Raw genomic sequence first — 26,755 nt, 5'->3', positions numbered from 1 at the left:
GGGCTCTGTCACAGGCGGGTTCCCGAAATGCCGGGGACCCGCTTTTTTCGTACTGGATGTCCGGTACACGGGATGCGGGCACCGCGCGGTCTCTTCATTTCTGGGTCTCCGACCACGGCACCGTCGCGATACCACTCGAATACCGACGCGATACCGACGCGGTTTTCGGGCTTTCGTCCGGATTAACGATCGAGTCGAAATACGCCGGCTACAGGATGTCCAGAACCGCTTCGGGTGGTCGTCCGATGGCGGCCTTGTCCCCGGCGAACACGATGGGCCGCTCGATCAGGATCGGATGCGCCGCCATGGCCGCCAGCAGCGCCGCATCGTCGCTGTCCTTGCCCAGGCCCAGCTCGCGATACATCGTTTCCTTGTTTCGGATCAACGCGCTAGCTGTCATGCCCAAGGCCGACAGCGCCGCCCGCAGCTCCACCTCATCCGGCGCATCCTCCAGGTAGCGCCGCACCTTCGGTGCGATCCCGCGCTCTTCCAGCAGGGCCAGCGTCTGCCGTGATTTCGAACAGCGCGGATTGTGCCATATCTCGATCACAGCCATGCCTCCCGCCCCGTGCCAACCGCATCGCTCACGTTGGAAAATCCCTTTTCTTCCAAAAGCTTGTCCAGGTCTCGCGCAATCCGTTCAACAAGGCCGATGCCCTCGAAAACCATCGCCGAATAGAGCTGCACCGCGCTTGCCCCGGCCCGGATCTTTTCCAGCGCCTGTTCGGCACTTCCGACCCCGCCTACGCCAATTAACGGCATCGTCCCCCCGGTCAGCTGCGCCATCCGCGCCAACACCCGTGTCGACCGCTCGAACAGCGGCGCCCCGGACAGCCCGCCCGCCTGCTCTCTCATCGGGCTTTGCAGCCCGTCCCGGTTGAGCGTGGTGTTCGTCGCAATGATCGCCGCAACGCCGCCCGCCTGAGCGACGTCTGCCAGCTCTGACATCTCCAAGTCACTGAGATCAGGCGAGATTTTCAAAAAGATCGGGATCGGTTTTTCCAGCCAGTTCCGAGCCTCCATCACGCCTTTCAGCAGCGCCGCCAGCGCCTCTGCCCCTTGCAGGTCGCGCAGCTTTTCGGTGTTGGGGCTCGAGACATTCACGGTCGCGAAATCAAGGTGCGGCCCGCAGCGCGACAGTACCCTGGCAAAATCCTCGGCCCGGTCCGCGCTGTCCTTGTTGGCGCCAAGATTCAGCCCGATCACCGCGTCCCTGGGACGCGTCGCCAGCCTTTGCACCACGTCCTCCATCCCGTTGTTGTTAAAGCCGAAACGGTTAATCACGGCCCGATCGCCTGTCAGCCGGAACAGCCGTGGCTTCGGGTTGCCCGCCTGCGCCTTCGGCGTCACCGCGCCGGCCTCGATGAACCCGAATCCAGCTCTCGACAGAGCGGACAACGCCACCACGTTCTTGTCGAACCCCGCCGCCAGCCCGATCGGATTGGCCAGCCGAAGACCCGCCACCTCACAGCGCAATCGGTCCGAGGTCACCAGCCCCGGCAACGGCACCAGCCCCGCACGCAACGCCTGCAAGGCAAGGCCATGCGCCCGCTCCGGCTCCAGCCGGTGCATCAGGCCAAGGCCAATCCTGTCGCTCAGTCTCATACCGCGCCGACCGGGAACTGATGCACCCCGTCAACCAACGGCAGCGGCTGTGCCCAGACGACATCGTCCAGTCGCAAAACCCTGTAAAGATGTGGGAATTTCTCGCCCCCGCGCGACACCTCCCATGCCAGGTCATCGCCCAGCCGGTCAGTTTCCACCGCCACCAGAAAAAGGTCCTCTGCCCCCTCGAAATGCTTCGCCGCCGTTTCAGGCGCCTGCATCGGCGTCGAGAAATGGATGTAGCCATCCGCCAAGTCCACGGGCGCGCCGCGCGTTTCCTCTTCGGACCGCAGCGCGGCCCACTCCTCTGCCCGGAAGATCTTGTAAATCAGCATGCCTTGGTGATGCCCCGCCACACGCGCTTGGTCAAGAGGATTGCCTTTGACGCATCGCGCGACATCCTGCAATCTTTGCGCATTCGTCAGGAGGCACATCCATGAGAGTCATTGCCCTTACCCTTTCCGGCCTGTTGACGGCCACTGCGGCACAGGCCGACTACACGCTCAACATATTGCACACGAACGATTTTCACGCCCGGTTCGAACCCATCAGCAAGTACAATTCGACCTGCGCGCCCGAAGATAACGATGTCGGCGAATGCTTCGGCGGCTCCGCGCGTCTCGCCACGGCCATCGAAGAGGCCCGCGCCGACTCCCCGAACCCGGTGCTGGTCGATGGCGGTGATCAGTTCCAGGGAACGCTTTTCTACAACTATTACAAGGGCAAGCTGGCCGCCGAAATGATGAACCGGCTGGGCTATGACGCGATGACCGTGGGCAACCACGAGTTCGACGACGGCCCCGAGGTGTTGCGCGGTTTCATGGACGCCGTCGAGTTTCCCGTGCTGATGTCCAACGCCGATACCAGCCGCGAACCCCTGCTTGCCGACGTCATCCGGAAATCAACCGTTATCGAGCGTGACGGCGAGAAGATCGGCCTGATCGGCCTGACCCCGCAGGACACAGACGAACTGGCCAGCCCGGGACCCAACATCATCTTCACCCCACCCGCCGATGCCGTGCAGCACGAGGTCGACAAGCTGACCGAACAGGGCGTCGACAAGATCATCGTGCTGTCGCATTCCGGCTACGGGGTGGATCAGCACGTGGCCGAAACCACCACCGGCGTCGATGTCATCGTCGGCGGGCATTCCAACACCTACCTCTCCAACAACGACCCCGACGCCGCCGGCCCCTACCCCACGATGGTGGGTGACACGGCCATCGTGCAGGCCTATGCCTACGGCAAGTTCCTGGGCCGTCTCGACGTTGTTTTCAACGACGCGGGCGAGGTCACCTCCGCCACCGGCAATCCGCTGATCATGGACGCCGCCGTGGCCGAGGATGCAGAGATCGTCTCGCGCATCCAGGAGGCCGCAAAGCCCCTCGACGAAATCCGCAACAAGGTCGTCGCCGAGGCAGCGGACGCCATCAGCGGCGACCGCGACGCCTGCCGCGCGGGCGAATGCGCCATGGGCAATGCCGTGACCGATGCGATGCTGGCCCGCGTCGCGGACCAGGGCGTCGAGATCGCGCTGATGAACGGCGGCGGCGTGCGCGCCTCGATTGACGCAGGGCCCGTCACCATGGGCGAGGTGCTGACCGTGCTGCCCTTCCAGAACACGCTTTCCACTTTCCGCATCGACGGTGCCACGCTGAAAGAAGCGCTGGAGAACGGCGTCAGCCAGTTCAGCGAAGGCGCGGGCCGCTTCCCGCAGGTGGCCGGGCTGACCTTCGTGTTCGACCCCTCTGCCGAAGTGGGCAGCCGCATCACGGAGGTCACCGTTGGGGGCGAACCGCTTGATCCTGAACGCGATTATCTGGCCGTGTCGAACGATTACCTGCGCAATGGCGGCGACGGCTACTCCATGCTGCGCGACGCCGCCGACGCCTATGATTTCGGGCCCGACGTGGCCGATGTGCTGGCCGAGTACCTGGCGCAGAACTCGCCCGTCTCGCCCATGACGGACGGCCGCATTCGCCAAGCCGGACAGTGACAGCGCAACGCGCGGCACGGGCTTTGCAATCGCGCTGCCGCGCGGCATAAAGGCGCCATGACCACGGTGCGCGACCAGTACGAGGCCTTTCCCTATCCCGAGCGGGATCCGCGGGATGAGAAAAAGCGACTGATCCTCGGCTCGCCTTCTCTGCCGCAGGAGATCGACCATTACGTCTTCGGCGGACAGCGCGACTGGTCACAGCCCCTGCGCATCCTCGTGGCAGGCGGCGGCACTGGCGACGGGCTGATTCAGTTGACCGCCCTTCTGACCCAGTACGGCAAGCCCTACACGGCCACCTATATCGACCTCTCCACCGCCTCGCGAAAGGTGGCCGAGGCACGGGCAGAGACGCGGGGCCTGAAGAACATCACCTTCATCACCGGCAGCCTACTGGACGCTCCGAATTATGGCCCATTCGATTACATCGACTGCTGCGGCGTGCTGCACCATCTGCCCGATCCTGACGCCGGATTCCGGGCCCTGCGCACGGCGCTTGCGCCCGGCGGCGGCATGGGTTTCATGGTCTATGCGCCCTATGGCCGCTCGGGCGTCTATCCCTTGCAAGAGGCCTTTGCCGCGCTTTACGCCGACACGCCGCCGAAAGACCGGCTGAAGGCCGCAAGGCAGGTCATGGAGAACTTGCCCGCGGGCCACCCGTTCAAGTCCAACCCCAACCTAAACGATCACAAAAGCGGCGACGCGGGCTTTTACGACCTGCTCTTGCACAGCACCGACCGCGCCTATGACGTGCAGACGCTGACCGACACGCTCGGTCGCACCGGCTGGTCCTTCGCGGGCTTCACCGTCCCAATCCTCTATGACCTCGCCCGTCTGGCCCCCGTCCCCGACGGAATGAGCCCTGTACAGGCGATGGCCGTGGCCGAGAAACTGAACGGCACGATCCGCACGCACACCGGCTATGCCACCGACACGCCGCGCGCGCCGGCCACAGGCAAGACCCGCACGCTGGTGCCACACATCAAGGGCCTGCAAGCCGCGCAACTGGCCCGCGCCGTGGCACAGGGGCAAGCACCCGCGCTCGACACGGACGGCATCAAGGGCAAGCTCGCCCTGCCGAAACAGGCCGCGCCTGTGATTGCCGCCATCGACGGGCGCCGCAATCTGCAACAGATAGCCGCGCAGACCGGCCTTGATCCGATCAGCTTCGGCGGGCTCTGGACCAAGGTCGAGAAGACCCTCCTGCCCTGGGGCTTGCTGGTCTACTCGAACGTGCTGAGGTAACCCCATGTGCGGACGTTTCGCCGTCACTCTGCCGCAGGACGCCATGGCACAACTCTTTGCCGCGCGCCCCGTTAACGATTTGCCGATGGTTCCCAACTTCAACGTCTGCCCGACCAACGATGTGCACGTGGTGACCTCGGACGGCACCGACAGGCAGCTTGGGTCGATGCGCTGGGGCTTCATCCCGCACTGGTACAAGACGCCCGCTGACGGCCCGTTGCTGATCAACGCGCGGGCCGAAACCATCGCGGAAAAGCCCGCCTTTCGCGCGGCGGCCCGCGACCGGCGCTGTCTCATTCCGGCCAGCGGCTTTTATGAATGGACCAAGGACGAGGACGGAAATCGCCTGCCCTGGTTCATCCATCCGGCCGAAGGTGACGCGCTGGCCTTCGCCGGAATCTACCAGTCCTGGGACAAGGGTGATGCGCCGATGACCACCTGTGCCATCGTCACGACCGGGTCGAACGAGCCGATGCGAAAGATCCATCACCGGATGCCGGTGATCCTGGCCGAAAAGGACTGGCCGCTCTGGCTGGGCGAGGCGGGCCACGGTGCGGCCACGTTGATGACAGCGGCACCGGATGACACGCTGCGGCTCTACCGCGTGGACCCGAAGGTCAATTCCAACCGGGCCTCCGGGCCTGGCTTGATCGAGCCGCTCGACGACTGATTATTCGTAAAAATAATCAGCAGGTTACACGACGCATCCCCGTGCCCGAGATTATTCGTACGAATAATCTCGTCACCGCGCCGCCATCAGCCGCGCCATGTCGAGCATTCGGCAGGAAAAGCCCCACTCGTTGTCGTACCAGCCGAAGACGCGCAGGAGGCCGCCCGCAGACACACTCGTCTCGGGTCCGACGAGGATCAGGGATTCCGGTCGTCCGCGCAGGTCGGAGCTGACCAGCGGCTGCTCGGTCCAGCCGAACACACCGCCGGGCCGCACCGCCCCTTGAAGGACGGAATTCACCGTTGCAGCGTTTACCGTCTCGCGCGTCTGCACGGTCAGGTCGATGCAGGACACGCTGGCCGTGGGCACGCGGATCGCCCGCGCCTCGATCCGGCCTTTAAGATGCGGCAGGACAAGCCCGGTCTGATCTTGCGCGCTGGTCGTCGTGGGCACCATCGACAAAGCCGCAGCGCGGCTGCGCTCCGGCGCGGCGCGGGGCTTGTCCACCGTCGGCTGGCTGCCGGTATAGCAGTGCACCGTCGTCATCTGCCCGCTGACCAATCCGAACGCCTCGTCCAGAAGCCGCGCGAGCGGGGCCAGCGCATTGGTCGTGCAGGAAGCGTTGGAGACGATCCGGTGATCGGACAGATCGCCTTCGTTCGCTCCCATCACGAGCGTCACGTCCGCCTCGGGCGACGGTCCGGACACCAGCACCTTGCGCGCACCCGCTGCCAGCCCGCGTTCGGCGACGGCCCGCTTGCCGCCCATGCCGGTGCATTCCAAAACGATATCCACCCCTTGCAGATCAAGGCTGCGCAGGTCCGGTTCGGCATGAAACGGGATGCGCCGTCCGCCCACGATCAGGGTGGCATCGCCCGTGCCGACCTCTTCCGGCCACGGGCCGAAGACGCTGTCGAACTGAAAGAGATAGGCGCAGGTGCTCAGCGGCTCGATATCGTTGATCGCGACGAGTTCGAAATCTCGTGTGTCGCGCAGCAGGATCCGCAGCAGGGTCCGTCCAATGCGGCCAAAGCCGTTTATCGCAACACGGATCGGCGGGTTCGACATTTCGGTGCCTCCTGAGACGTCATTTCTGTTTCGGACAATTGCCGCGACCGGGGACGTTTGCCAACCGTGAAACAATACTTGATCAAATTATGCATCCGCCGCCGTGGTCGCCGGCGGTGCACCCGGAGCGACCGAATCCTCGAGCGCGGGATACCGCAGCCAGAGCGTCACACCCCGCGCCACGAAGCTGATCAGAAGCGCCAGCCACAGCCCGTGATTGCCCAGCCACGGCACCAACACCAAGACGGCGGCGACATAGATCACAAGGCTCAGCGCCATCATGTTGCGCATGTCCCCGGCCCGTGTCGCGCCGATGAATATCCCGTCCAGCATGAAAGGTGCCACGCCGACCACCGGCGCGATACAGACGTAGACCAGAAAGGCCCGCGCTTCGGTCTGCACCTCGGGCGCCTTCGCCATCAGGTCAATGATCGTCCCGCCCCATAGAGCGAAGGCGCAGGCCATAAGAACCACGATTGTCAAGGCCCAGACACTGGCCAAGATAGCCCCCCGGCGCAGACGCGCGACACTGCGCCGCCCGAACGCTTGACCGACCAGCGCCTCGGCGGCGAACGCGAAGCCATCCAGCGCATGCGCCGAGATGTTCAGGAACTGCAACAGGACCTGGTTCGCGGCCAGCGTAACGTCTCCAAAGTCGCCGCCGATCAGCAGGAAGGAAATGAAAATCGCCTGCAGCATCAGTGACCGCAGCAGGATATCGCGATTCACCGACATCATTCGCGCCAGCTGCACCCTGTCAAACACCCGGCCCCAGTCGCGCCAGGCGTCCACGCGCCAGACGTCGCGGCACAGCCACAGACCAAGAATCAGGCCCGACCATTCGGCAATAAAGGTCGCCCAGGCCACCCCGGTCACACCAAGGTCCAGCCCTAGCACGAACCATATGTCCAACAGAATGTTGATCCCGTTCATCGCGACTTGAAGCACCAGCACCGCGCGGGTCCGCTCCAACGCGATCAGCCAGCCGGTGACACCATACAGGGCGATTAAGGCAGGCGCGCTCCAGACCCGGATCGCCATGTAGTCCCGCGCCAGCGCCTCGACCTCCGCGCTGGCGGGCGACACGAGAAAGGCCCCCGCGAACAACGGCAGTTGAAGAACGATTATGCCCACGCCTGCCGTGATGCCGATCATCAGCGACCGGGTCAGCATGGCGGCCACCTCGCCGGTCTGTCCCGCCCCGTGCGCCTGGCTCGTGAGGCCCGTCGTGCCCATCCGCAGAAAACCGAAGACCCAGTAAAGCCCGGTCAGAATGATCGCGCCGATACCGACTGCGCCGATGGGCACGGCCTCGCCCAACTGCCCCACGACGCCTGTATCCACCGCGCCCAGGATCGGGACTGTGGCATTCGACAGCACGATCGGTATGGCGATGTTGAGCACGCGTTTATGCGTGATCTCCGCCGGTGTCTCAGCCATCGCGGCGCGGCATCAGGAAGTGCCCGGTTGCCTGTGCAAAGGGACGGGCCCGGTTGTCTTGCCACGCCTCGGCCCGAACAGACGCATAGCGCCGGCCCGACCGTGTAACCACCGCGCGGGCATAGGCATCCCGCGGCAGGCCCGAACGCAGGTAATCCACGGTGAAATCAATCGTCTTGGGCAGGCGCGGCAAGTCGCCGGCTTCGAACGCCTCTACCGCCAGCTCGCCGGATTCCATCTCGTCCCACAGCATCGCCCAGCTCAGCGTGATGATCGACGTCACCTCCAGAAACGCCGAGGTGGCACCGCCATGCAACGCGGGCAAGAGCGGGTTGCCGATCAGCTTTTCATCAAAGGGCATCACCCCGGTAAGTTCGTCCCCGCGACGGTCGAATTCGATCCCCATGAAACGGATATAGGGCACGTGATCCACAAGGGCGTGAAGCGCCGCGTCGCGGCGTTGCTTGATGACCTGCACGGGTTCGGGACGCGAGCGGCTCATGATTTGCGCGCCACTGTGAAGGTGCCGGTGGCCTGCGCCACGGGGCGGTCGGCATCGTCGTCCAGCGTCTGCGCCCGGACGAAGGCGACCGAACGAGTGATGTGATAGCACTCCGCCCGCGCCCGTATCGTCTGGCCGGGCTTTGCCGGTCGCATGTAGTCGATGCGCAGGTCGATCGTGGCCGTGGCCCCGGGCGAGTCCGGGTGACTCATCACCGCCGCTCCGCAACACGTGTCCATCAGCGCCGACACAGCGCCACCGTGGATCACGCCGGTTTCCGGGTCTCCCACCAGGTGATCGGCATAGTCCATCTTCATCTCGGCCACACCGTCACCGACATGCGTGATCTCCATCCCCAGCGCCTTGGCATGCGGAATGGCGCCCATGAACTGCGCGGCGATCTTGTTGTTGTCGGTCATGAAAAGTCCTGCGGCTTGCTCGCCTCTTTATGGTCTCTAATGCCCGCGCGCTGCAAGGGTGCCTGTTGCGCGATCCGCCCTAAGTCTCTTAAGTAGACTTCAGGAGGACCCGCGATGTCAGAGCAACGCCTGTCATTCAAGGAGATGTGCGCCAAGTTCGACGTGACGCCGCGCACGCTGCGGTACTACGAGTATATCGAGTTACTCAGTCCGACACGTGAAGGGCGCTCGCGCTACTATGGTCCGCGCGAAGTGGCTCGCATGACACTGATCCTGCGCGGTCGCCGCTGGGGCTTTGCCCTCGAAGACATTCGGCAGTGGCTGGAAATCTACGAGGAAAAGGGCACCGAGACGCAGTTGCGTACCTGGATCGACCTTGCCGACCGCCAGTTGGAAGAACTGCGCACCCAGAAGGAACAGCTGGAACAGTCCATCGCGGAGCTGAAAGAGGCCCGCGATTCGACCGAAAAGTCGCTCGGCTAGACCTTCGGCCGTTCGGCTACCCTCGATATTTCCGCAAAATAATTGCGCGGGTCACAGGTTGACCTTGCCTGATCTTACGTAAAGCACAAAGTGACGTTACGTAGTGGTTACGTAAACCTGCTTACGTGTTGTACCGATAGCCATCGCCTCACATGTTCCGGCCACGCAACGAGATTTACGGAAACCGACATGACCGACGAAACGATGACCATTCGCGAGATGTGCGACGCGTACAACGTGACGCCGCGGACCCTGCGTTTCTACGAGGCGAAAGAACTGCTCTTCCCGCGCCGGGAAGGTCAGAAGCGGCTGTTCACCAAAAGCGACCGCGCGCGGCTCAAGCTGATCCTGCGCGGCAAGCGCTTTGGCTTCAGCCTCGAGGAAATCCGCCAGCTTCTCAACCTCTATGACCGGGGCGACCAGCAACTGACGCAGTTGGAAAGCACATATGAAATCGCCAAGGACCGGCTGGAAGAGCTTGAACGCCAACGCGACGAGCTGACCGCGGCCATCGACGACCTGCGCGACCAGATGAAATGGGGCGAGAAGATGATCTCCTCGCTCCGCCAGACACCGAAAGCCGCGGAATGATCCCCGGCCCGACACTGTGATGATGTAGGGAGACCACCACATGCCGAGCTACACCCCGCCCACCAAGGACATGCAGTTCATCCTTCACGATGTTCTGAAGGTCAGCACCACCGACACCCCCGGCTATGCCGAACTGGACCGCGACTTTACCAGCGCCGTTCTGGAAGAGGCCGGCAAGATCTCATCCGAAGTTCTGGCACCCTTGAACGTGGTCGGCGATACCGAGGGCTGCAAACTGGAAAACGGTGTGGTCCGCACGCCTACAGGTTTCAAGGATGCCTTCGACCAGGTGCGCGAGGGCGGCTGGACCGCGCTCGACCTGCCCGAGGAATTCGGTGGCCAGAACATGCCCTATATCCTCGGCACCGCGGTGGGCGAAATGTTCTCGGCCGCCAACCAGGCCTTCACAATGTACCAGGGCCTGACCCACGGCGCGGCTTCGGCGATCTTGGCGCACGGGTCCGAGGATCAGAAGGCCACGTACCTGCCCAAGATGGCGTCCTGCGACTGGACCGGCACGATGAACCTGACCGAGCCGCATTGCGGCACCGACCTGGGCCTGATGCGCACCAAGGCGGAACCGCAGGGCGACGGCAGCTACAAGATCACCGGCCAGAAGATCTTCATCTCGTCGGGCGAACACGACATGGCCGACAACATCATCCACCTCGTGCTGGCCAAGATCCCCGGCGGCCCCGAGGGCATCAAGGGCGTCAGCCTCTTCATCGTGCCCAAGTTCCTCGTGAAAGAAGACGGCACCCTGGGTGAACGCAACGGCGTCGCCTGCGGCAAGATCGAGGAGAAGATGGGCATCCACGGCAACTCGACCTGCGTCATGAACTATGACGAGGCGACGGGTTACCTGCTGGGTGAGGAACACAAGGGCATGCGCGCCATGTTCACCATGATGAACGAGGCCCGTATCGGCGTCGGCATGCAGGGCCTCGCGCAGGCCGACGTGGCCTATCAGAACGCGCTCGAATATGCCAGGGACCGGCTGCAAGGCCGCGACGTCACCGGCGTGAAAAACCCCGACGGCCCAGCCGACCCGCTGATCGTCCACCCGGACATCCGCCGCGCGCTCCTGGACCAGAAAAGCTTTGTCGAAGGCGCCCGCGCGTTCCTTCTGTGGGGCAGCCAGATGATCGACCAGTCGCATCGCGGCAATGACGCCGCCGCAGAAGGCATGGTCAGCCTGCTGACCCCGATCATCAAGGGCTTCCTGACCGACGAGGGTTTCGACATGACGATCCTCGCCCAGCAGGTCTATGGCGGCCATGGCTATATCGAGGAATGGGGCATGTCCCAGTTCGCCCGCGACGCCCGGATCGCCATGATCTACGAAGGCGCCAACGGCGTTCAGGCGCTCGACCTCGTCGGCCGCAAGCTGGCGCAGGATGGCGGCAAGCACGTCATGGCCTTCTTCGACATGGTCAAGGCGTTCATCAAGGAGAACGAAGGGCACCCGGCGCTGAAGCAGGACTTCCTCGATCCGCTCAAGGAAAGCTCGAAGCACCTTCAACAGGCCGGCATGTTCTTCATGCAGAACGGCATGAAGAACCCCAACGCGGCGCTATCGGGGTCCTATGACTTCATGCACCTTTTCGGGCATGTCTGCCTGGGCCTGATGTGGGCACAGATGGCCAAGGCCGCGCACGCGGCGATCGAGGCCGGTGATGGCGACACGGCCTTCTACAAGACCAAGATCGCCACGGGCCGCTTCTACATGAAGCGCCGCCTGCCCGCGACCGGGATGCACCTTGCGCGCATCGAATCCGGCGCCGAGCCCGTGATGGAGCTTGAAGCCGAGGCATTCTGAACACCTTGGGGTGGGTTTCAAACCCACCCTACGCACGCCACGATGACTGGGAGGACATCATGCCGAAACGCTTTCGCCTGACCCGCCGCTTCAACGCCGCGATGACCGAGGACGGTTATCGCCGGCTGCGGAAATTCGCGCAGGACTCCGGGCTCGACGAAGGCGAGGCGCTGTCCTTCCTCTTCGAGAATTTCGACAGCGTGATCGACGATGACACGTTCGGTCACCGGCTGCGTATTTTTAATTCAGAACTCGACGCCCGCAAACGCTAGGGAGGCACCTCATGTCCGCATGGATGACCGACGAGCACGAAATGCTCACCGAGATGACGGCCAAGTTCATCACCGAGGAGTGGGGCCCGCATTTCGAACGCTGGCGCAAGGCCGGCATCATGGACCGCGAGATCTGGCAGCAGGCCGGCGCGCTGGGCCTGCTCTGCCCCTCGATCCCCGAGGAATACGGCGGCGCGGGCGGCGATTTCGGCCACGAAGCGGTGATCTGCATCGAGCAAAGCCGAGCCAACCTTGCGAGCTGGGGCAACCCGATCCATTCCGGCATCGTGGCGCACTACCTGCTGGCCTATGGCAGCGAAGAACAAAAGAAGCGCTGGCTGCCCAAGATGGTCTCCGGCGATCTGGTCGGCGCGCTGGCCATGACCGAACCCGGCGCGGGCTCGGACCTGCAAGGCATGAAAACCAAGGCCCTGCGCGAGGGGAATTCCTATCGCCTGACGGGGCAAAAAACGTTCATCACCAACGGCCAGCACGCCGACCTGGTCATCGTCGCCGCCAAGACCGATCCCAAGCAGGGCGCAAAAGGCATCTCGCTCGTCGTGGTCGAAACCGAGGACGCCGAGGGCTTCACCCGCGGCCGCAACCTGGAAAAGAACGGGCTCAAGGCCGGCGACACCTCCGAGCTTTTCTTCGACAATGTCGAGATCCCGCCGGAAAACATCCTTGGCGGCGAAGAGGGCCGCGGCTTCTACCAGATGATGGAGCAATTGCCACAGGAACGGCTGATCATCGCGTGCGGGGCACAGGGCGCGCTGGAGGGCGGCGTCGCTCGCACCATTGCCTACACAAAGGAACGCGAGGCATTCGGCGCGCCGATCTTCGACAAGTTCCAGACCATTCGCTTTACCCTGACCGAGTGCCTGACCAAGACCAAGGTCTGCCGCGCATTCCTCGACGAGTGCATCGAGGAACACCTGCATGGGCGCCTGAGCGTCGAGAAAGCCGCGATGGCCAAATACTGGCTGACGGACACGCAGTTCGAAGTGCTGGACGCCTGCGTTCAACTGCATGGCGGCTACGGCTACATGGCCGAGTACGACATCGCCGAAATGTGGGCCGACGCGCGGGTGCAACGCATTTACGGTGGCACCAACGAGATCATGAAAGAACTGATTTCGAGGTCGCTATGAAAATTCGGCCCGCGCGTCTGCCGCAAATCGCCGGACGCCTTCGGCGAGAGTATTTGGGGAACAGTGAAAGAGCACCCCGCCTTTCATCGTTCCAAAAATACTCAAATCCGACGCCTGCCAAGAGAACGAAACTGGGAGTTAGGACATGACGATCAAGCTGCACTGCTTCGGCGAAAGCGGCAACGCCTACAAGGCGGCGCTGGCGCTGGAACTTTCCGGTCTGGACTGGGAGCCGGTGAAGGTCGATTTCTTCGGCGGCGAAACCCGTGGCGACGCGTATCGCCGTGACGTCAACGAAATGGGCGAAGCGCCGGTGATGATCGACGGCGATATCCGCCTGACCCAGTCGGGCGTGATCCAGCAATACGTCACCGACCAGACGGGCAAGTTCGGCGGTCGCGATCAGGCCGAGAAATACGAGGTTCTGCGCTGGGTCCTGTGGGACAATCACAAGCTTTCCAGCCAAGCCGGGATGACCCGCTTTCTGATGAACTTCCTGCCCGAGGACAAGCGCCCGGCAGAGGTCATCAGCTTTACCCAAGGCCGCCTGAAAGCCGCCTACACCACCCTGAACGACCGGCTTGAGGGGCGCGACTGGATCGTCGCTGACGGGCTGACCAATGCCGACATTTCCTGCTGCGCTTACCTTTTTTACCCCGAGCCCTTCGGCTTCGACCGCGCCGAATGGCCCAATATCGACAGATGGCTTTCCAGCATCGAGGCGCTGCCCGGCTGGAAACATCCCTATGACCTGATGCCGGGCTCTCCGGCAGACCGCGCCTGAACAAACCATCGGCGCACACGAAAAACAATCCGACACGACAGGACAACTAAAGGAGTCCGGACATGACCGAAGCCTATATCTATGACGCGGTCCGCACGCCGCGCGGCAAGGGCCGCAAGGACGGCGCGCTGCACGAAGTGACCGCCGTGCGCCTCAGCACCCATGTGCTGAACGCGCTCAAAGACCGCAACGGCCTTGACGGTCACGCCGTCGAAGACGTGATCTGGGGCAACGTCACGCAGGTTATGGAACAGGGCGGCTGCCTTGCGCGGACCGCCGTGCTGGCCTCCGACCTCGACGAATCCATCCCCGGCCTGGCCATAAACCGCTTCTGCGCGAGTGGAATGGAAGCCGTGAACCTGGCCGCGAACCAGGTCAAGGGCGGCGCGGGCGAGGCCTATATTGCAGGCGGCGTCGAGATGATGGGCCGCGTGGCCATGGGCAGCGACGGTGCGGCGATTGCCGTTGACCCCAGCGTGGCCATGGACAGCTACTTCGTCCCGCAAGGCATCAGCGCGGACATCATCGCCACCGAATACGGTTTCAATCGCGACCAAGCCGATGCGCTGGCGGTTGAGAGCCAGAACCGTGCGGCGGCGGCGTGGAAGGACAACCGTTTTAAGAAATCCATAATAGAGGTGAAAGACCAGAATGGCCTGACCATCCTTGACCATGACGAATACATGCGCCCTGGCACCGACATGCAGGCGCTTGGCGCGCTGAACGCCAGCTTCCAGCAGATGGGCGAGGTGATGCCCGGCTTCGATGCCGTGGCAAAGCTGAAATACCCGCACCTGGAAAAGATCAACCACATCCACCACGCCGGCAACAGCTCTGGCATCGTGGACGGCTCTGCCGGTGTGCTGATCGGCTCCAAGGAATTCGGCGAGAAATGGGGCCTGAAGCCCCGCGCGCGTATTCGGCAGACCTGCAAGATCGGCACCGACCCGACGATCATGCTGACCGGGCCTGTTCCGGCGACACAGAAGATCCTGGCGGATTCCGGCATGAACATCGGCGACATAGACCTTTTCGAGGTGAACGAGGCCTTCGCCTCGGTCGTGCTGCGCTTCATGCAGGCCTTTGATGTCGATCCCGAGATGGTCAACGTCAACGGCGGCTCCATCGCCATGGGCCACCCTCTGGGCGCCACCGGTGCCATCATCATTGGCACGCTGCTGGATGAACTGGAGCGCTCGGACAAGGAAGTCGGGCTCGCCACGCTCTGCATCGCGTCCGGCATGGGCGCAGCCACGATCATCGAACGCGTGTAACCCGGGATACGAGGATTAGAGACATGACTGACTTCACGATGGAAAAAGGCGCCGACGGCGTCGCGATCATCACCTGGGACACCCAAGGTAAGTCCATGAACGTGATGAACATGGAAGGCTGGCCCCTGCTGGAAAGCCTGGTGGACGACGCGCTGGCGGACGATGCGGTCAAGGGCATCGTAATCACCTCCGGCAAGGAAGGCACCTTCGCCGGGGGCATGGACCTCAACGTGATCGCCAAGATGAAGGAAATGGCCGGCGACAATCCGGCGCAGGGCCTGATGGACGGGCTGATGAACATGCACTCCATCCTGCGCAAGATCGAGCGCGGCGGCATGGACGACAAGAACAAGGGCGGCAAGCCCATCGCCGCCGCCCTGCCCGGCACCGCGCTTGGGATTGGCCTTGAGATCCCGCTGGCCTGCCACCGCATCTTTGCCGCCGACAATCCCAAGGCCAAGATCGGCCTGCCCGAGATCATGGTCGGCATTTTCCCCGGCGCGGGCGGCACCACCCGCCTTGTCCGCAAGTTGGGCGCGATGGGCGCCTCGCCCCTGCTGCTCGAAGGCAAGCTGAACGATCCCAAGAAAGCCAAGTCCGCCGGCGTGGTGGACGAGGTCGTGCCCGCCGATGAGCTGATTGCCAAGGCCAAGGAATGGGTCCTTTCCGAGCCCAGCTTCGTCAAGCCGTGGGACGAGAAAGGCTACAAGATGCCCGGCGGCGCGCCCTACCACCCGGCGGGGTTCATGACCTTCGTCGGTGCCTCGGCCATGGTCAACGGCAAGACGCAAGGCGCCTTCCCGGCGGCCAAGGCGCTGCTAAGCGCGGTCTATGAAGGCGCGCTCGTACCCTTCGACACCGCGCTCAAGATCGAGGCGCGCTGGTTCACCAACGTCTTGATGAACCCCTCCTCGGCGGCCATGATCCGCAGCCTTTTCATCAACAAGGAAGCGCTGGAAAAAGGCGCCAACCGGCCCGACGTGCCCGACCAGAAGGTCAAGAAGGTCGGTGTCATGGGTGCCGGCATGATGGGCGCGGGCATCGCGCTCGTCTCGGCCATGGCAGGGATGGAGGTCGTGCTGATCGACCAGAAACAGGAAGCCGCCGACAAGGGCAAGGCCTACACCGCCGACTACATGGACAAGGGCATCAAGCGCGGCAAGGCCACCGAGGACAAGAAGGCGGCGACGCTGGACCTCATCACCGCGACCACCGATTACAACGCGCTGAAAGGCGCGGACCTGATCATCGAGGCCGTGTTCGAGGATCCGGGCGTCAAGGCCGAGGTCACCAAGGAAGTGCTGAAAGTCGTCGGCGACGATTGCATCTTCGCCACCAACACCTCGACTCTGCCGATCACGGAACTGGCCAAGGCGTCGGACAATCCCGAGCAGTTCATCGGCATCCACTTCTTCTCGCCCGTCGAGAAGATGATGCTGGTCGAGATCATCAAGGGTGCGGAAACCGGCCCAAGGGCAGTGGCGAAAGCACTGGATTACGTCCGGCAAATCCGCAAGACGCCCATCGTGGTGAATGACGCGCGGTTCTTCTACTGCAACCGCTGCATCATCCCCTACATCAACGAGGGCATCCGGATGGTAGCCGAGGGCGTGACGCCCGCACTGATAGACAACGCCGCGCGTCAGCTGGGCTTCCCGGTGGGACCGCTGCAACTGGTCGACGAGACCTCGATCGACCTCGGCGCCAAGATCGCCCGCGCGACCAAGGCCGCGATGGGCGACCACTACCCAGATGCTGCCGTGGACGAGGTGATCTTCTGGATGGAAGAACAAGGCCGCTTGGGCCGCAAATCAAACGCGGGCTTCTTCGACTATGACGAGAAGGGCAAGCGGCAGGGCTATTGGCACGGGTTGGAAGAGAAATACCCCCATGCCGAAGACCAGCCCGACCTGATCGAAGTGCAGCATCGCCTGATGTTCGCGCAGGTGCTGGAGGCCGTCCGCGCACTGGAAGAAGGCGTGCTGGAAGACATCCGCGAAGGCGACGTGGGCGCGATCCTGGCCTGGGGCTTTGCGCCGTGGTCAGGTGGTCCGTTCTCGTGGCTCGACATCATCGGCACGCCTTACGCGGCCGAGCGTTGCGACGAACTGACAGCCAAATTCGGCGAGCGCTTCGCCACGCCTGACTTGCTGCGCGAGATGGCGGGCAAGAACCAGTCCTTCTACGGACGCTTCGGCACCCAGGCAAAAGCGGCATAACCGCGACCTTTAGAGCACAAGCGAAACCCGCGCGGCCAGACAACCGCGCGGGTTTCTTCGTTCCGGTGCGAAAAGCCGCAAGCCGCTATGCCGGAACAGCCGCAGCCCAAATGTCCTGGGAGGAATTGGAGCAAGCGGTGCCAATCTCTTCTTTGATCTGCACGGCCAGGAACCGCGCCTCGTCCATCGACAGGACCGAGTAGAACGGGCGGGCCTCTTCGGCGAAGGCCGCATCGACCATGTCGGCGAATGCGGGGCAGAAAAACAACGCCCCGTTTTCCGCGAACACCACCTGGTCGGCGGCGAAAAGCAGGACCACGACTTCGACATCGCACTCTGGCGGCGTGCGGGCGACACCGTAAAGCCCCTCGATCGCCTCGGCGGGCATCAAGGTGAAGGGATCGCCGTAGAGGTCCTCGGCGGCATCACTTTCCACCATGATATTCTGGCCCGGCAACACGCGCATCACCTCGCGGTTGCCCAGCGCACCGGCGGGCACCTCCAGCGGCCAGAACTGGCGCGGGCAATGATCCTGCCCACTCCACAGGCCAACGCGACTTACTTTCGTAATCGTCTGAAGTCCGCCGTCGAAGGTCAGCACCTTGTCGCCCGCCGCAATCGCCTCGACCGGGCGCCAGCCCATGCCGGTTGCCACTTTCGTGCCCGAAATCAGCCCCGATTTGACTGCCGTTGCGTTCGCGTTCTCGAAAATATCGCGCTTCCCAAGCGTGGACTTCCATCCGAACATTGATCTTTTCCCCTCTTGTGCCGTTGGCAGACGGCGTCAGCAGACAAGATCCATGTGCCGTGATTCTCGGGACGCTCCTTGGTCGGAAAAGTGTCACGATTTGGGCATTGTTTCAGCAACGTGACCAGTCGGGAGCTCTTCAGAAAACAAGCCTAAGACTTGAAACGAAAGCCGTTCAAAATTGGTAGCCGAACCTTTCGATATCGACCGCACACAGGCGCGACACCACATCAGCGTCAGCCTCGTTGTAGTAGCTGCGATAGTCCTGCACGCGGGCCGACCGGTTCTCATGCGGCAGGTCAAGGCGGAATCCCAGATGATCCCATAGCGGCCCGGCCTCCTCCTCGAAATGCTCCAGCCGGATGAAAAGCCCGGCGTGATCCTGCCCATCCGCCCTGCGCATGTAGCGGGCATAGTCCCAGGCGCGGATTGCGTCCTGCATGTCCGTCGCATTGAGAAACCCGGTGAAATCGGCGGTCTTGGCCCTGGCGACGGCCGGATGATCGAAGGCCTGGATCCGCAACCAGTGATAGTAGCTGACGATTCTGTCCCACGGGTTGCGCACCAAGGTGAAGCACAAGGCCTGCGCCACGAAGCCGGTTGAGACCAGCCCGTCGATATCGGCCAGCGTGGAATGTTTCCACAACCGGCCGGCGCTTTTCACATCCTTGATCCGCCCCCGCCGCTTTTTCGCTTTCGGCGTGTCCCCGATCAGGATGTCGTCCCGCATCGCACGTCCTTCCAGCGCCAGCGCCAGGGACGTGCCGCCTGTCTTGGGGATATGCACGAAGATATAATTGCGTCCGGGCGAGATGATCATGGAGGAACGCTAGGCCAACGCGCGGGGCTTGGAAAGATTGCCGCAAGTGCGAAACAGCTTTGCGTTCGGCCCGGAAATACGCGATACCTCCTGCCGATCAGGACATACGCTTTCACGAAAGGACGTCTGGCATGGGTTGGATGAAGGATGAAACCGGTCTCGAAAGAACCGCCGCGAATTACGTCCCGCTGACGCCACTGTCGCACCTGCGGCGCGCGGCCCACGTGTTTCCCGACCATGACGCGGTTGTCTATGGCACGTTTTGCAAGACCTATGCCGAGTATTTCGAACGCGCGACCCGCCTTGCCTCCGCCCTTCAGAAGCTGGGCATCGTCCCCGGTGACGTTGTGGCCACGCTCCTGCCCAACATCCCCGCCCATGCCGAGGCGCATTTCGGCGTGCCAGCCTGCGGTGCCGTGCTGAACACGATCAATACCCGTCTGGAACCTGACACCATCGCCTATATCCTCGACCACGGCGAGGCCAAGGTCGTTCTGGTCGATCCGCAATTTCTGCCCGCCTGTGCCGCAGCAATCGAGATGATGGAGGGCCCTGCCCCCACCCTGATCGAGGTCCCGGATGACGAGGCCGGTGTAAAGGCTTACGGCGACTACACGCTCTACGAGGATTTCCTCGCCACCGGCGATCCGGCCTTCAAGTGGATCATGCCCGAGGACGAATGGGAAAGCCTTGCGCTCAACTACACCTCCGGCACAACCGGGCGGCCCAAGGGGGTGGTCTACAGCCATCGCGGCGCCTACCTGCTGACCACGGGCGTCGCGGTCACCTGGCCGATGCCGCGCCACGCGCGCTATCTGACCATCGTGCCGCTGTTTCACTGCAACAACTGGAACCACACCTGGATGATGCCGATGGTCGGCGGCACGGTCGTGTGCTGCCGCGACATCACCGCGGCCAATATCTACAACGCCATCGCGGACAAGGGTGTCACCCACTTCGGTGCGGCCCCCATCGTGCTCAACATGATCGTCAACGCCAAAGACGAAGAACGGCGCGAGTTCGACCACGCGGTCAATGTCTTCACCGCGGGCGCCCCGCCGCCCGCCGCGACCCTGCGCGCGATCGAGCCGCTGGGGTTCGACGTAACGCAGGTCTACGGCCTGACCGAAACTTACGGCCACGTCACCGAATGCATGTGGCACGACCGCTGGGACGATCTGCCCGAAGAGGAGCGCTATGCGATCAAGGCCCGCACCGGCATCCTCATGCCCTTCATGGAGGATATCACCGCCCTCGACCCCGAGACCATGGAACAGGTCCCGATGGACGGCGAAACGCAGGGCGAGGTCATGATCAAGGGCAACGCCGTGATGAAAGGCTACCTCAAGAACCCCAAGGCCACCGAGGAGGCTTTCCGCGGTGGGTATTTCCACTCCGGCGACATCGCCTACCAGCACGAGGACGGCTATCTCAAGATCGCCGACCGCGCCAAGGACATCATCATCTCGGGGGGCGAGAACATCAGCTCGGTCGAGATCGAAGGCGCGCTGATGATGCACCCCGCCGTGCTCTTGTGCGCCGTGGTGGCCATGCCGGACGAGAAATGGGGCGAGGTGCCCTGCGCTTTCGTCGAGGTCAAGGAAACAGCAACAGTGACCGAACAAGACCTGATCGCCTTCTGCCGCGAGCGGCTGGCCGGGTTCAAATGCCCCAAGAAGATCGTGTTCGAGGAACTGCCCAAGACGTCCACTGGCAAAATTCAGAAATTCGAATTGCGCAAGGCGTTCAAATAGAGCATCTCGCCTTCAATCCGAGGCCACGGCTAAAGCCACAACCCGTGCAACGGCTGTGTGCCGCGTCATCGGCAATTGCCCGTTCACAGCTCGTCGTGATACACTGGCCCGAACGCGCTAACGAGGCAGAGCAGGCCCCCGCGACATGACGGCGTTAAGCGAATACGAACGGCTGGAGGCATCCGGCCTGTGGCGGGAGTCCCCGGACGCGCAGCGCGTTGATGTCTACGTCTCCCTTGGTGACGCCACCCTCACCATTCTCGACCGGCGCGAACAGCCGCTGACCCATTGGTCGCTTGCCGCCATCGCCCGGGCCAATCCGGGCAAGCGCCCGGCGCTCTATCATCCCGACGGCGACGCGGGCGAAGTGCTTGAACTGGGCGACGACGCATCCGAGGTGATCGATGCCATCGAAAAGCTGCGCACCGCCGTCGACCGGGCCCGCCCGCATCCGGGGCGGCTTCGGCTGGTCATGTTCCTGGGCAGCCTTGCCGCTGTCGCCGCGCTGGCAACCCTGTGGCTGCCAGGGGCGTTGCGCGATCACGCCACCAAGGTCCTGCCAGACGTAAAACGTGACGAGATCGGCCAGGCCCTGCGCCGCCATATTGAACGGGTTACCGGACCGGCCTGTGACGGCCCCGACGGGCGCCGCGCCCTGTCGGAACTGGCCAGCCGGCTTCCGGCCGGGGACAGCCCCGGCTCGCTCGACGTGATGCGCGACGGCGTGAAGGGCGCGGTCGCCCTCCCCGGCAAGACCATCCTGCTGGACCGCGCCTTGGTCGAAGATTTCGAAGAGCCCGACGTGCTGGCCGGCTTCGTCATCGAACAACGCCTTCGCGCCAGTGTCCACGACCCGATCGACGCCCTTCTGCAATACGCCGGAACCTGGGACAGCATTCGCCTGCTGACCACTGGAGAGTTGTCCGAGGATGTTTTGTCGAACTATGCCCGTCACCTGCTGACGCAAGACGAAGAGCCGCTACCGGACGAAACGCTGCTGAACGGTTTCGAAAGCTGGTCCGTGCGCTCCACGCCCTACGCCTACGCGCTGGATGTGACCGGCGAGTCCACGCTTGGGCTGATCGAGGCTGACCCCTTCGCCAGCGAAGCGCCGCCACCGATCCTCAGCGATGCGGACTGGCTGCGGCTGCAAGGCATCTGCGGCGGCTGAGGCCGCAGATCTGCCGGGTCACTTACGGAAATAGGCGTTGGGATAACCCGCGCGGCGCACGGCCCGCATACCCGATTGAAGCTGTGATTGCGTCCCGAACGGGCCGACGACAACCGAAGTGTAGGGTTGCCCCTCGTGCGTCGTCTTGCCCATCCGCGCGGGAAGCCCGGCATTGGCCAGCCGCTGTGCCGCGCTGCGGGCCAGGTCCGGCGCGCTGAAGATCCCGACCTGCACATAGCGGTGGCTGGCCGCCTTGGCCGGCGCCTTGGGCGCCGAGGACCGTGTCGACACGGTTGGTTTCACGGTCTCCCTGGGGGGTGCGGTCTTGGCGACGTTGCGGGTCCGCTTGACAGTGCGGACCTGCCCGTCGCGGCCACGCACGAAGGTGATCGGGTCGGGCACCATCTGGCCCCGCGTCGCTACAATCACGCCCGCCGCCCGCTGCTGTTCAAAACTGGTATAGGGATACTGCAACCCGGGATAGTTATGCGTCACTTCACGCCCAGTGCGGCGGTCGATCAGGCGGCGCGGTACGGTCTTGGTCCAGGCGACCTCCATCATCGCCTTGCCGGCGAAGGTCTGGTGCGCGCGCTGCGGGTTCAGACGATCGTCTTCCCAGACAGGCTGATAGCCTTCGGGCACGAACACGCTACGCGTACTGCTGACTTGCCGCTCGTAGACGTGGCGCGGCGCCACGCGCACGGGCGGCGACGGCACATCCCTTGGGGTCACCACCTGCCCGGGCCGTACCACCGACGTGGGCGCGGGCCGCGTCTGCGGCGCCGGGGTTGCTGTGACGACGCGGATGGCAGTGCCGGTCCCGGACCCGCCTGAAATCACGTTGGCATGCGGCGTGGTTTGCGGACCGCACCGCACCGCAAGGCCGGGCCTGCTCTGGACGTAGCGTTGCGAGATCGCGCTCGCGCCGGGACAGGCGGGCTGGCTCTGCACCACGCGCCGGGTTTTCGGGGCCGGCTTCGGCGCGGCCGCCGTTCTGGGCGAGACCGTGATGATCTTGGGCGAGGTCGCGGCCGTGCTGGGCGCGGCGGGCTTCGACGCCGGTGCCGGGCGTACGACTTTCTTCGGCGCAGTCGCCACACGCCTGGTCGTCGGGGCCGCCTTCGACGCCGCGGCGGGCTGTTGCGGTACGGTAATGACCTCGGGCTCGGGTTGCGCCGGGGCGGGCCGCGCGGCTGCGGTGGCGGTTCCCTGTGTCTGTGACGGCTTGAACCCGCAGATCACCTTGCGCCCCCGCGTCACACGCGGCACCCAGGTTGTCTGACCGTCGATCCCGGCGCGGATGAACACGCACCCCCGGCTGTCGACATATTGGCGTCCGGTGTAACTGGACGGTGGAAACTCCGCCGGAACTCTTGCCCCTGAATCACTCTGCGCCACGGCTCCGCCGTGGACGACAGTTGTGGCGATTGCAGCTATCGCCAGAACACGCGTCAGTTTCATTTTGCCCCCAAGACAGTTGGGGAAAGATTGCCTTATTATTTTCACTGAGTAAACAGCATTTAGCCTATTTAGTGCCGAACATCCGGTCACCCGCATCACCTAGACCAGGCAGAATGTATCCGATGTCATTCAGACGCTCGTCCAGCGCCGCCGTCACGATCGGCACGTCCGGGTGCGCCTCCTTCATCCGGGCCACGCCTTCGGGGGCGGCCAGCAAGCAAAGGAACCGGATATCGGTCGCGCCCGCCTCTTTCACCATATCGACCGCCGCCGCCGAGGAATTGCCGGTGGCCAGCATCGGATCGACGAGGATGGTCAGCCGTTTGTCCAACTGCTCCGGCACCTTGAAGTAATACTTTACCGGCTTCAGCGTTTCCTCGTCGCGGTACAGCCCGACGAACCCGACCCGGGCGGAGGGGATCAGCTCCAGCATCCCGTCAAGCAACCCATTGCCCGCCCGCAGGATCGAGATCAACGCCAGCTTGCGCCCCGCCAGAACCGGTGCGTCCATCTCCTGCAACGGTGTCTCGATGGTCTGCGTGGTCATCTTCAGCTCATGCGTAACCTCGTAGGCCAGCAATTGGCTGATCTCTCGCAGAAGCTGCCGAAAGACGGCGGTCGGGGTATGCTTGTCGCGCATCAGGGTCAGCTTGTGCTGCACCAGTGGGTGGGTCACGACGGTCAGGTGCTCTTTCATCTCGGCTCCGTTCGGCAAGGCAGGTATGGCTAGAGCGTTCTTTCCAGAAAAACCCGCAAAGGGCAACGCAGAGCTCAGGGAAGGAAAGACCGCCCCGGTCCGCACTCGACCAGCCCAAGATGCGCGGCCACGCTCGCGGCCACATCGACGAAATCCACGATCCCCGCCTCATGCGGCCCGACCCCGGCCGCCAGCACCGGCACCCGCTCGCGCGTGTGGTCGGTGCCGGGCCAGGTGGGGTCGTTGCCATGGTCGGCGGTGATCATCATCAGATCTCCGGGCCGCAGGCACGCCAGGCACCGGCCGATGCCAGCATCGAACCTCTCCAGTGCCTCGGCGTAGCCTTTCACGTCCCGCCGATGCCCGTATTTGCTGTCGAACTCGACGAAATTGGCGAATGTCAGGCTGCCCTCTTCGGCCCCGGCCACCGCCTGTTCCAGCGCCTCCATTAGCGTCGCATCGCTGCCGGTCACGACGTCGTCGATCCCCTGCATCGAAAAGATGTCGCCGATTTTGCCGATCCCGTGCACCCCGCGCCCCTCTGCACTGGCCCAGTCGCACAAGGTCGGCGCAGGCGGGGCCATGGCGTAATCCCTGCGCCTGCCCGTGCGCTCGAACCCCTCGGAGGCGGACCCGACGAAGGGCCGCGCGATCACCCGCCCGACGCCCATCTCGTGCAAGCGCGGTGCGATCGTGCGGCAAAGCTCCAGCAACCGATCCAGCCCGAACCGCTCTTCGTGCGCGGCGACCTGGAACACGCTATCGGTCGACGTATAACAAATCGGCCAGCCCGTACGCATGTGCTCAGCCCCCAGCGCCTTCAGGATCTCTGTACCCGACGCGTGGCAGTTCCCGAGAATCCCATCGACCCCTGCCGCCTCTTGGACCGCCGCCACCAGCGCCTCTGGAAAGGCCGGTATCGTCTGGGGAAAGACGTGCCAGGCAAACGGCATCGGCACCCCGGCCAGCTCCCAATGACCCGTCGGCGTATCCTTACCCGGCGAGATTTCCTGTGCCGCACCCCAGCATCCTTCGGGCGTCGCGCCCAGCCCCGGCGCCACCGCGCCCGATGCCAGCGTCACCGCCGCCCCAAGCCCAAGCCGGTCAAGGTTGGGCAATCTCAGCCCACCAGCCCGCGCCTGCGCGATGTGGGCAAGCGTGTTGGCGCCGGTATCGGGAACAGGCCCGTTGAAAAACCTGTCGGCATCGGGCGCCCCGCCGATTCCCACCGAGTCCATCACCACCAGAAACGCACGGGTCATGGACCGACATGCTCGATCACCAGGGGTTTCTCGGCAGGGGCCGACGGACCGATGGCCATCGCGTCGCGCACGATGGCCTCGGCGGCATCGGCATGGGCCGCACGGCTGGCGTGGATGCGCAACAAGGGCTGTCCCGCGATCACCTCCGTGCCCAAGGGCAGGATGTCGGACAGACCCACCGCCGGGTCGATCCGGTCGGTTTCAAGCTTCCGCCCGCCGCCCAGCGCGATCACCGCATGGCCAAGAGCCTCGCCATTTATGGAGGCGACAAAACCCGGCGCTTCGGCCGGGACCTCGCGGATGATCGTCGCCTCGGGCAGGAAACGCTGCCACGTATCGACGAACTGCACCGGCCCGCCCAACGCACGCAGCATCCGTCCAAAGACTTCTGCCGCCTGCCCGTTCTTCAAAACTTTCAGCACCTCGCGCGCGCCGCTTTCCGGGCTTGCGCAAAGCCCGCCATGATAAAGCGCCTCGCCGCCCAGATAGCAGGTCAGCTTCGCCAGCCGCCCCTCGACCGTTCCGGACAGGACGCGCATCGCCTCGGCCACTTCCACGGCATTGCCCGCCGACGGCGCCAATGGCTGGCTCATATCAGTGATCAACGCACTGCACCGGCATCCCGCCGCATTCGCCGTCTCCACCAGTGACTCGGCCAGCGCCCGCGCCGCGCCGATGTCCTTCATGAACGCGCCCGAGCCCTGCTTGACGTCCAGAACCAGGCCTGTCAGCCCCGCCGCAAGCTTCTTGGATAGGATCGAGGCAGTGATTAGATCGACGCTTTCCACCGTCCCCGACACGTCCCGCACCGCGTAAAGACGCCGATCCGCCGGGGCGATCTCGGCGCTGGCGGAAGCGATCACGACGCCGATTTCCTCGACGACCCTCTGCAACCGCCCGGTCTCCAACTCGGTCGAAACGCCTGGAATGGCCTCCAGCTTGTCCAGCGTGCCCCCGGTATGGCCCAGGCCGCGCCCCGAGATCATCGGCACAGCCGCGCCGCAGGCCGCCAACGCCGGCGCCAGCACCAGGCTGATGCAATCCCCGATACCACCGGTCGAGTGCTTGTCGAGGACAGGGCGGTCGGTGCGCCACCGCAAGATCTGCCCGCTGTCTCGCATCGCCAGCGTCAGTGCACGGCGGCTTTCGGGCGCAAGCGATTTCAGCAAAACCGCCATGGCAAAGGCCCCGGCTTGCGCATCGCTCACTCCGCCATCGGTCAGACCTTGCACGAAACTCGTGATCGCCTCACCGGACAGCGCGTCCCCGTCGCGTATCGCCGCTATGACCTGTCGTGCCTCCAA

At 63.9% G+C, this 26,755-nt stretch carries 26 protein-coding genes; 13 read left to right on the top strand and 13 right to left on the bottom strand.

Features of this window, described 5'->3' with window-relative positions; genetic code table 11:
* Positions 1 to 208 precede the first annotated feature (208 nt).
* The 3 genes from arsC to C2I35_RS20350 are packed head-to-tail and all read right to left on the bottom strand — an operon-like array spanning position 209 to position 1,940.
* A complete protein-coding gene (gene arsC / locus C2I35_RS20360; RefSeq protein WP_103764879.1) occupies positions 209 to 556 on the bottom strand; it encodes an arsenate reductase (glutaredoxin) in 348 nt (115 codons plus the stop codon).
* A complete protein-coding gene (locus tag C2I35_RS20355) occupies positions 547 to 1,605 on the bottom strand; it encodes a quinone-dependent dihydroorotate dehydrogenase (protein WP_103764878.1) in 1,059 nt (352 codons plus the stop codon). The genes arsC and C2I35_RS20355 overlap by 10 nt, the downstream gene beginning before the upstream one ends.
* Positions 1,602 to 1,940, bottom strand: a complete 339-nt coding sequence (locus tag C2I35_RS20350; RefSeq protein WP_103764889.1) for a DUF952 domain-containing protein — start codon at positions 1,938 to 1,940, stop codon at positions 1,602 to 1,604. Before C2I35_RS20350 ends, C2I35_RS20355 begins: the two co-directional genes overlap by 4 nt.
* 101 nt (positions 1,941 to 2,041) lie before the next feature.
* Here C2I35_RS20350 and C2I35_RS20345 point away from each other — a divergent pair, with 101 nt between their 5' ends.
* The 3 genes from C2I35_RS20345 to C2I35_RS20335 are packed head-to-tail and all read left to right on the top strand — an operon-like array spanning position 2,042 to position 5,516.
* Positions 2,042 to 3,601 (top strand): bifunctional metallophosphatase/5'-nucleotidase, encoded by a 1,560-nt coding sequence (locus tag C2I35_RS20345; RefSeq protein ID WP_103764877.1) that lies wholly within the window; start codon positions 2,042 to 2,044, stop codon positions 3,599 to 3,601.
* Positions 3,602 to 3,658: 57 nt separating this feature from the next.
* Positions 3,659 to 4,846, top strand: coding sequence for a class I SAM-dependent methyltransferase (locus C2I35_RS20340; RefSeq protein ID WP_103764876.1), 1,188 nt, complete (start codon positions 3,659 to 3,661; stop codon positions 4,844 to 4,846).
* Positions 4,847 to 4,850: 4 nt separating this feature from the next.
* Positions 4,851 to 5,516: an SOS response-associated peptidase gene (locus C2I35_RS20335; protein WP_103764875.1), complete on the top strand. Its 666-nt coding sequence runs from the start codon at positions 4,851 to 4,853 to the stop codon at positions 5,514 to 5,516.
* Positions 5,517 to 5,588: 72 nt separating this feature from the next.
* Here C2I35_RS20335 and C2I35_RS20330 read toward each other — a convergent pair whose 3' ends face one another.
* The 4 genes from C2I35_RS20330 to C2I35_RS20315 form a co-directional block, all read right to left on the bottom strand.
* A complete protein-coding gene (locus tag C2I35_RS20330) occupies positions 5,589 to 6,584 on the bottom strand; it encodes a type I glyceraldehyde-3-phosphate dehydrogenase (protein ID WP_103764874.1) in 996 nt (331 codons plus the stop codon).
* An 87-nt stretch (positions 6,585 to 6,671) separates the two neighbouring features.
* The gene (locus C2I35_RS20325; RefSeq protein WP_103764873.1) at positions 6,672 to 8,024 is read right to left on the bottom strand and encodes an MATE family efflux transporter; all 1,353 of its coding nucleotides are present in this window, start codon (positions 8,022 to 8,024) and stop codon (positions 6,672 to 6,674) included.
* On the bottom strand, positions 8,017 to 8,526 hold the full coding sequence (locus C2I35_RS20320) for a PaaI family thioesterase (RefSeq protein ID WP_103764872.1): 510 nt from the start codon (positions 8,524 to 8,526) through the stop codon (positions 8,017 to 8,019). Before C2I35_RS20320 ends, C2I35_RS20325 begins: the two co-directional genes overlap by 8 nt.
* On the bottom strand, positions 8,523 to 8,945 hold the full coding sequence (locus C2I35_RS20315; RefSeq protein ID WP_103764871.1) for a PaaI family thioesterase: 423 nt from the start codon (positions 8,943 to 8,945) through the stop codon (positions 8,523 to 8,525). Before C2I35_RS20315 ends, C2I35_RS20320 begins: the two co-directional genes overlap by 4 nt.
* A 114-nt stretch (positions 8,946 to 9,059) precedes the next feature.
* Between C2I35_RS20315 and C2I35_RS20310 the strand changes: the two genes are divergently transcribed.
* From C2I35_RS20310 to C2I35_RS20275, 8 genes are all read left to right on the top strand, one after another.
* Positions 9,060 to 9,428 carry a MerR family transcriptional regulator gene (locus tag C2I35_RS20310; RefSeq protein WP_103764870.1) on the top strand — a complete coding sequence of 123 codons (369 nt, stop codon included), beginning with the start codon at positions 9,060 to 9,062 and terminating at the stop codon, positions 9,426 to 9,428.
* 189 nt (positions 9,429 to 9,617) lie between these two features.
* Complete coding sequence (locus C2I35_RS20305; protein ID WP_103764869.1) at positions 9,618 to 10,019, top strand: MerR family transcriptional regulator; 402 nt, start codon at positions 9,618 to 9,620, stop codon at positions 10,017 to 10,019.
* 40 nt (positions 10,020 to 10,059) lie between these two features.
* Positions 10,060 to 11,838: an acyl-CoA dehydrogenase C-terminal domain-containing protein gene (locus tag C2I35_RS20300; protein ID WP_103764868.1), complete on the top strand. Its 1,779-nt coding sequence runs from the start codon at positions 10,060 to 10,062 to the stop codon at positions 11,836 to 11,838.
* A gap of 59 nt (positions 11,839 to 11,897) precedes the next feature.
* Complete coding sequence (locus tag C2I35_RS20295) at positions 11,898 to 12,110, top strand: hypothetical protein (RefSeq protein ID WP_103764867.1); 213 nt, start codon at positions 11,898 to 11,900, stop codon at positions 12,108 to 12,110.
* A gap of 11 nt (positions 12,111 to 12,121) precedes the next feature.
* Positions 12,122 to 13,261, top strand: a complete 1,140-nt coding sequence (locus C2I35_RS20290) for an acyl-CoA dehydrogenase family protein (RefSeq protein WP_103764866.1) — start codon at positions 12,122 to 12,124, stop codon at positions 13,259 to 13,261.
* Positions 13,262 to 13,406: 145 nt separating this feature from the next.
* On the top strand, positions 13,407 to 14,045 hold the full coding sequence (locus tag C2I35_RS20285) for a glutathione S-transferase family protein (RefSeq protein ID WP_103764865.1): 639 nt from the start codon (positions 13,407 to 13,409) through the stop codon (positions 14,043 to 14,045).
* Between the two features lie 62 nt (positions 14,046 to 14,107).
* Positions 14,108 to 15,319: an acetyl-CoA C-acetyltransferase gene (locus C2I35_RS20280; RefSeq protein WP_103764864.1), complete on the top strand. Its 1,212-nt coding sequence runs from the start codon at positions 14,108 to 14,110 to the stop codon at positions 15,317 to 15,319.
* Between the two features lie 23 nt (positions 15,320 to 15,342).
* A complete protein-coding gene (locus C2I35_RS20275; protein WP_103764863.1) occupies positions 15,343 to 17,538 on the top strand; it encodes a 3-hydroxyacyl-CoA dehydrogenase NAD-binding domain-containing protein in 2,196 nt (731 codons plus the stop codon).
* 85 nt (positions 17,539 to 17,623) lie between these two features.
* On the opposite strand, the gene C2I35_RS20270 is transcribed toward C2I35_RS20275, so the two are convergent.
* Together C2I35_RS20270 and C2I35_RS20265 are read right to left on the bottom strand one after the other, a co-directional pair.
* A complete protein-coding gene (locus tag C2I35_RS20270) occupies positions 17,624 to 18,286 on the bottom strand; it encodes a Hint domain-containing protein (protein WP_103764862.1) in 663 nt (220 codons plus the stop codon).
* 175 nt (positions 18,287 to 18,461) lie between these two features.
* Entirely contained in the window at positions 18,462 to 19,106 is a 645-nt protein-coding gene (locus tag C2I35_RS20265) for a sulfotransferase family 2 domain-containing protein (RefSeq protein WP_103764861.1), read from the bottom strand.
* 131 nt (positions 19,107 to 19,237) lie between these two features.
* Here C2I35_RS20265 and C2I35_RS20260 point away from each other — a divergent pair, with 131 nt between their 5' ends.
* Positions 19,238 to 20,860, top strand: coding sequence for a long-chain-fatty-acid--CoA ligase (locus tag C2I35_RS20260; protein WP_103764860.1), 1,623 nt, complete (start codon positions 19,238 to 19,240; stop codon positions 20,858 to 20,860).
* Between the two features lie 145 nt (positions 20,861 to 21,005).
* Complete coding sequence (locus C2I35_RS20255) at positions 21,006 to 22,031, top strand: hypothetical protein (protein ID WP_103764859.1); 1,026 nt, start codon at positions 21,006 to 21,008, stop codon at positions 22,029 to 22,031.
* 18 nt (positions 22,032 to 22,049) lie between these two features.
* On the opposite strand, the gene C2I35_RS20250 is transcribed toward C2I35_RS20255, so the two are convergent.
* From C2I35_RS20250 to C2I35_RS20235, 4 genes are all read right to left on the bottom strand, one after another.
* A complete protein-coding gene (locus C2I35_RS20250) occupies positions 22,050 to 23,492 on the bottom strand; it encodes an SPOR domain-containing protein (RefSeq protein WP_103764858.1) in 1,443 nt (480 codons plus the stop codon).
* A 64-nt stretch (positions 23,493 to 23,556) separates the two neighbouring features.
* Positions 23,557 to 24,189 (bottom strand): uracil phosphoribosyltransferase, encoded by a 633-nt coding sequence (gene upp, locus C2I35_RS20245; protein WP_103764857.1) that lies wholly within the window; start codon positions 24,187 to 24,189, stop codon positions 23,557 to 23,559.
* A gap of 74 nt (positions 24,190 to 24,263) precedes the next feature.
* Positions 24,264 to 25,451, bottom strand: coding sequence for a phosphopentomutase (locus C2I35_RS20240; protein WP_103764856.1), 1,188 nt, complete (start codon positions 25,449 to 25,451; stop codon positions 24,264 to 24,266).
* The gene (locus C2I35_RS20235) at positions 25,448 to 26,755 is read right to left on the bottom strand and encodes a thymidine phosphorylase (protein WP_103764855.1); all 1,308 of its coding nucleotides are present in this window, start codon (positions 26,753 to 26,755) and stop codon (positions 25,448 to 25,450) included. Before C2I35_RS20235 ends, C2I35_RS20240 begins: the two co-directional genes overlap by 4 nt.

Source organism: Roseovarius confluentis, assembly GCF_002917925.1.
GTDB classification, from domain to species: Bacteria; Pseudomonadota; Alphaproteobacteria; order Rhodobacterales; family Rhodobacteraceae; genus Roseovarius; species Roseovarius confluentis.
Note: the sequence above shows the minus strand (reverse complement) of the source record. Positions and strands in the feature narration are given on the sequence as shown.

What these genes read in the sequence shown, in the direction of transcription:
- C2I35_RS20330 (WP_103764874.1), bottom strand. Translation starts at nt 6,584, where the DNA reads ATGTCGAACCCGCCGATCCGTGTTGCGATAAACGGCTTTGGCCGCATT.
- C2I35_RS20350 (WP_103764889.1), bottom strand. Translation starts at nt 1,940, where the DNA reads ATGCTGATTTACAAGATCTTCCGGGCAGAGGAGTGGGCCGCGCTGCGG.
- C2I35_RS20310 (WP_103764870.1), top strand. Translation starts at nt 9,060, where the DNA reads ATGTCAGAGCAACGCCTGTCATTCAAGGAGATGTGCGCCAAGTTCGAC.
- C2I35_RS20270 (WP_103764862.1), bottom strand. Translation starts at nt 18,286, where the DNA reads ATGTTCGGATGGAAGTCCACGCTTGGGAAGCGCGATATTTTCGAGAAC.
- C2I35_RS20275 (WP_103764863.1), top strand. Translation starts at nt 15,343, where the DNA reads ATGACTGACTTCACGATGGAAAAAGGCGCCGACGGCGTCGCGATCATC.
- C2I35_RS20335 (WP_103764875.1), top strand. Translation starts at nt 4,851, where the DNA reads ATGTGCGGACGTTTCGCCGTCACTCTGCCGCAGGACGCCATGGCACAA.
- C2I35_RS20355 (WP_103764878.1), bottom strand. Translation starts at nt 1,605, where the DNA reads ATGAGACTGAGCGACAGGATTGGCCTTGGCCTGATGCACCGGCTGGAG.
- C2I35_RS20345 (WP_103764877.1), top strand. Translation starts at nt 2,042, where the DNA reads ATGAGAGTCATTGCCCTTACCCTTTCCGGCCTGTTGACGGCCACTGCG.
- arsC (WP_103764879.1), bottom strand. Translation starts at nt 556, where the DNA reads ATGGCTGTGATCGAGATATGGCACAATCCGCGCTGTTCGAAATCACGG.
- C2I35_RS20290 (WP_103764866.1), top strand. Translation starts at nt 12,122, where the DNA reads ATGTCCGCATGGATGACCGACGAGCACGAAATGCTCACCGAGATGACG.
- C2I35_RS20320 (WP_103764872.1), bottom strand. Translation starts at nt 8,526, where the DNA reads ATGAGCCGCTCGCGTCCCGAACCCGTGCAGGTCATCAAGCAACGCCGC.
- C2I35_RS20305 (WP_103764869.1), top strand. Translation starts at nt 9,618, where the DNA reads ATGACCGACGAAACGATGACCATTCGCGAGATGTGCGACGCGTACAAC.
- C2I35_RS20340 (WP_103764876.1), top strand. Translation starts at nt 3,659, where the DNA reads ATGACCACGGTGCGCGACCAGTACGAGGCCTTTCCCTATCCCGAGCGG.
- C2I35_RS20300 (WP_103764868.1), top strand. Translation starts at nt 10,060, where the DNA reads ATGCCGAGCTACACCCCGCCCACCAAGGACATGCAGTTCATCCTTCAC.
- C2I35_RS20260 (WP_103764860.1), top strand. Translation starts at nt 19,238, where the DNA reads ATGGGTTGGATGAAGGATGAAACCGGTCTCGAAAGAACCGCCGCGAAT.
- C2I35_RS20255 (WP_103764859.1), top strand. Translation starts at nt 21,006, where the DNA reads ATGACGGCGTTAAGCGAATACGAACGGCTGGAGGCATCCGGCCTGTGG.
- C2I35_RS20285 (WP_103764865.1), top strand. Translation starts at nt 13,407, where the DNA reads ATGACGATCAAGCTGCACTGCTTCGGCGAAAGCGGCAACGCCTACAAG.
- C2I35_RS20250 (WP_103764858.1), bottom strand. Translation starts at nt 23,492, where the DNA reads ATGAAACTGACGCGTGTTCTGGCGATAGCTGCAATCGCCACAACTGTC.
- C2I35_RS20325 (WP_103764873.1), bottom strand. Translation starts at nt 8,024, where the DNA reads ATGGCTGAGACACCGGCGGAGATCACGCATAAACGCGTGCTCAACATC.
- upp (WP_103764857.1), bottom strand. Translation starts at nt 24,189, where the DNA reads ATGAAAGAGCACCTGACCGTCGTGACCCACCCACTGGTGCAGCACAAG.
- C2I35_RS20280 (WP_103764864.1), top strand. Translation starts at nt 14,108, where the DNA reads ATGACCGAAGCCTATATCTATGACGCGGTCCGCACGCCGCGCGGCAAG.
- C2I35_RS20295 (WP_103764867.1), top strand. Translation starts at nt 11,898, where the DNA reads ATGCCGAAACGCTTTCGCCTGACCCGCCGCTTCAACGCCGCGATGACC.
- C2I35_RS20315 (WP_103764871.1), bottom strand. Translation starts at nt 8,945, where the DNA reads ATGACCGACAACAACAAGATCGCCGCGCAGTTCATGGGCGCCATTCCG.
- C2I35_RS20265 (WP_103764861.1), bottom strand. Translation starts at nt 19,106, where the DNA reads ATGATCATCTCGCCCGGACGCAATTATATCTTCGTGCATATCCCCAAG.
- C2I35_RS20240 (WP_103764856.1), bottom strand. Translation starts at nt 25,451, where the DNA reads ATGACCCGTGCGTTTCTGGTGGTGATGGACTCGGTGGGAATCGGCGGG.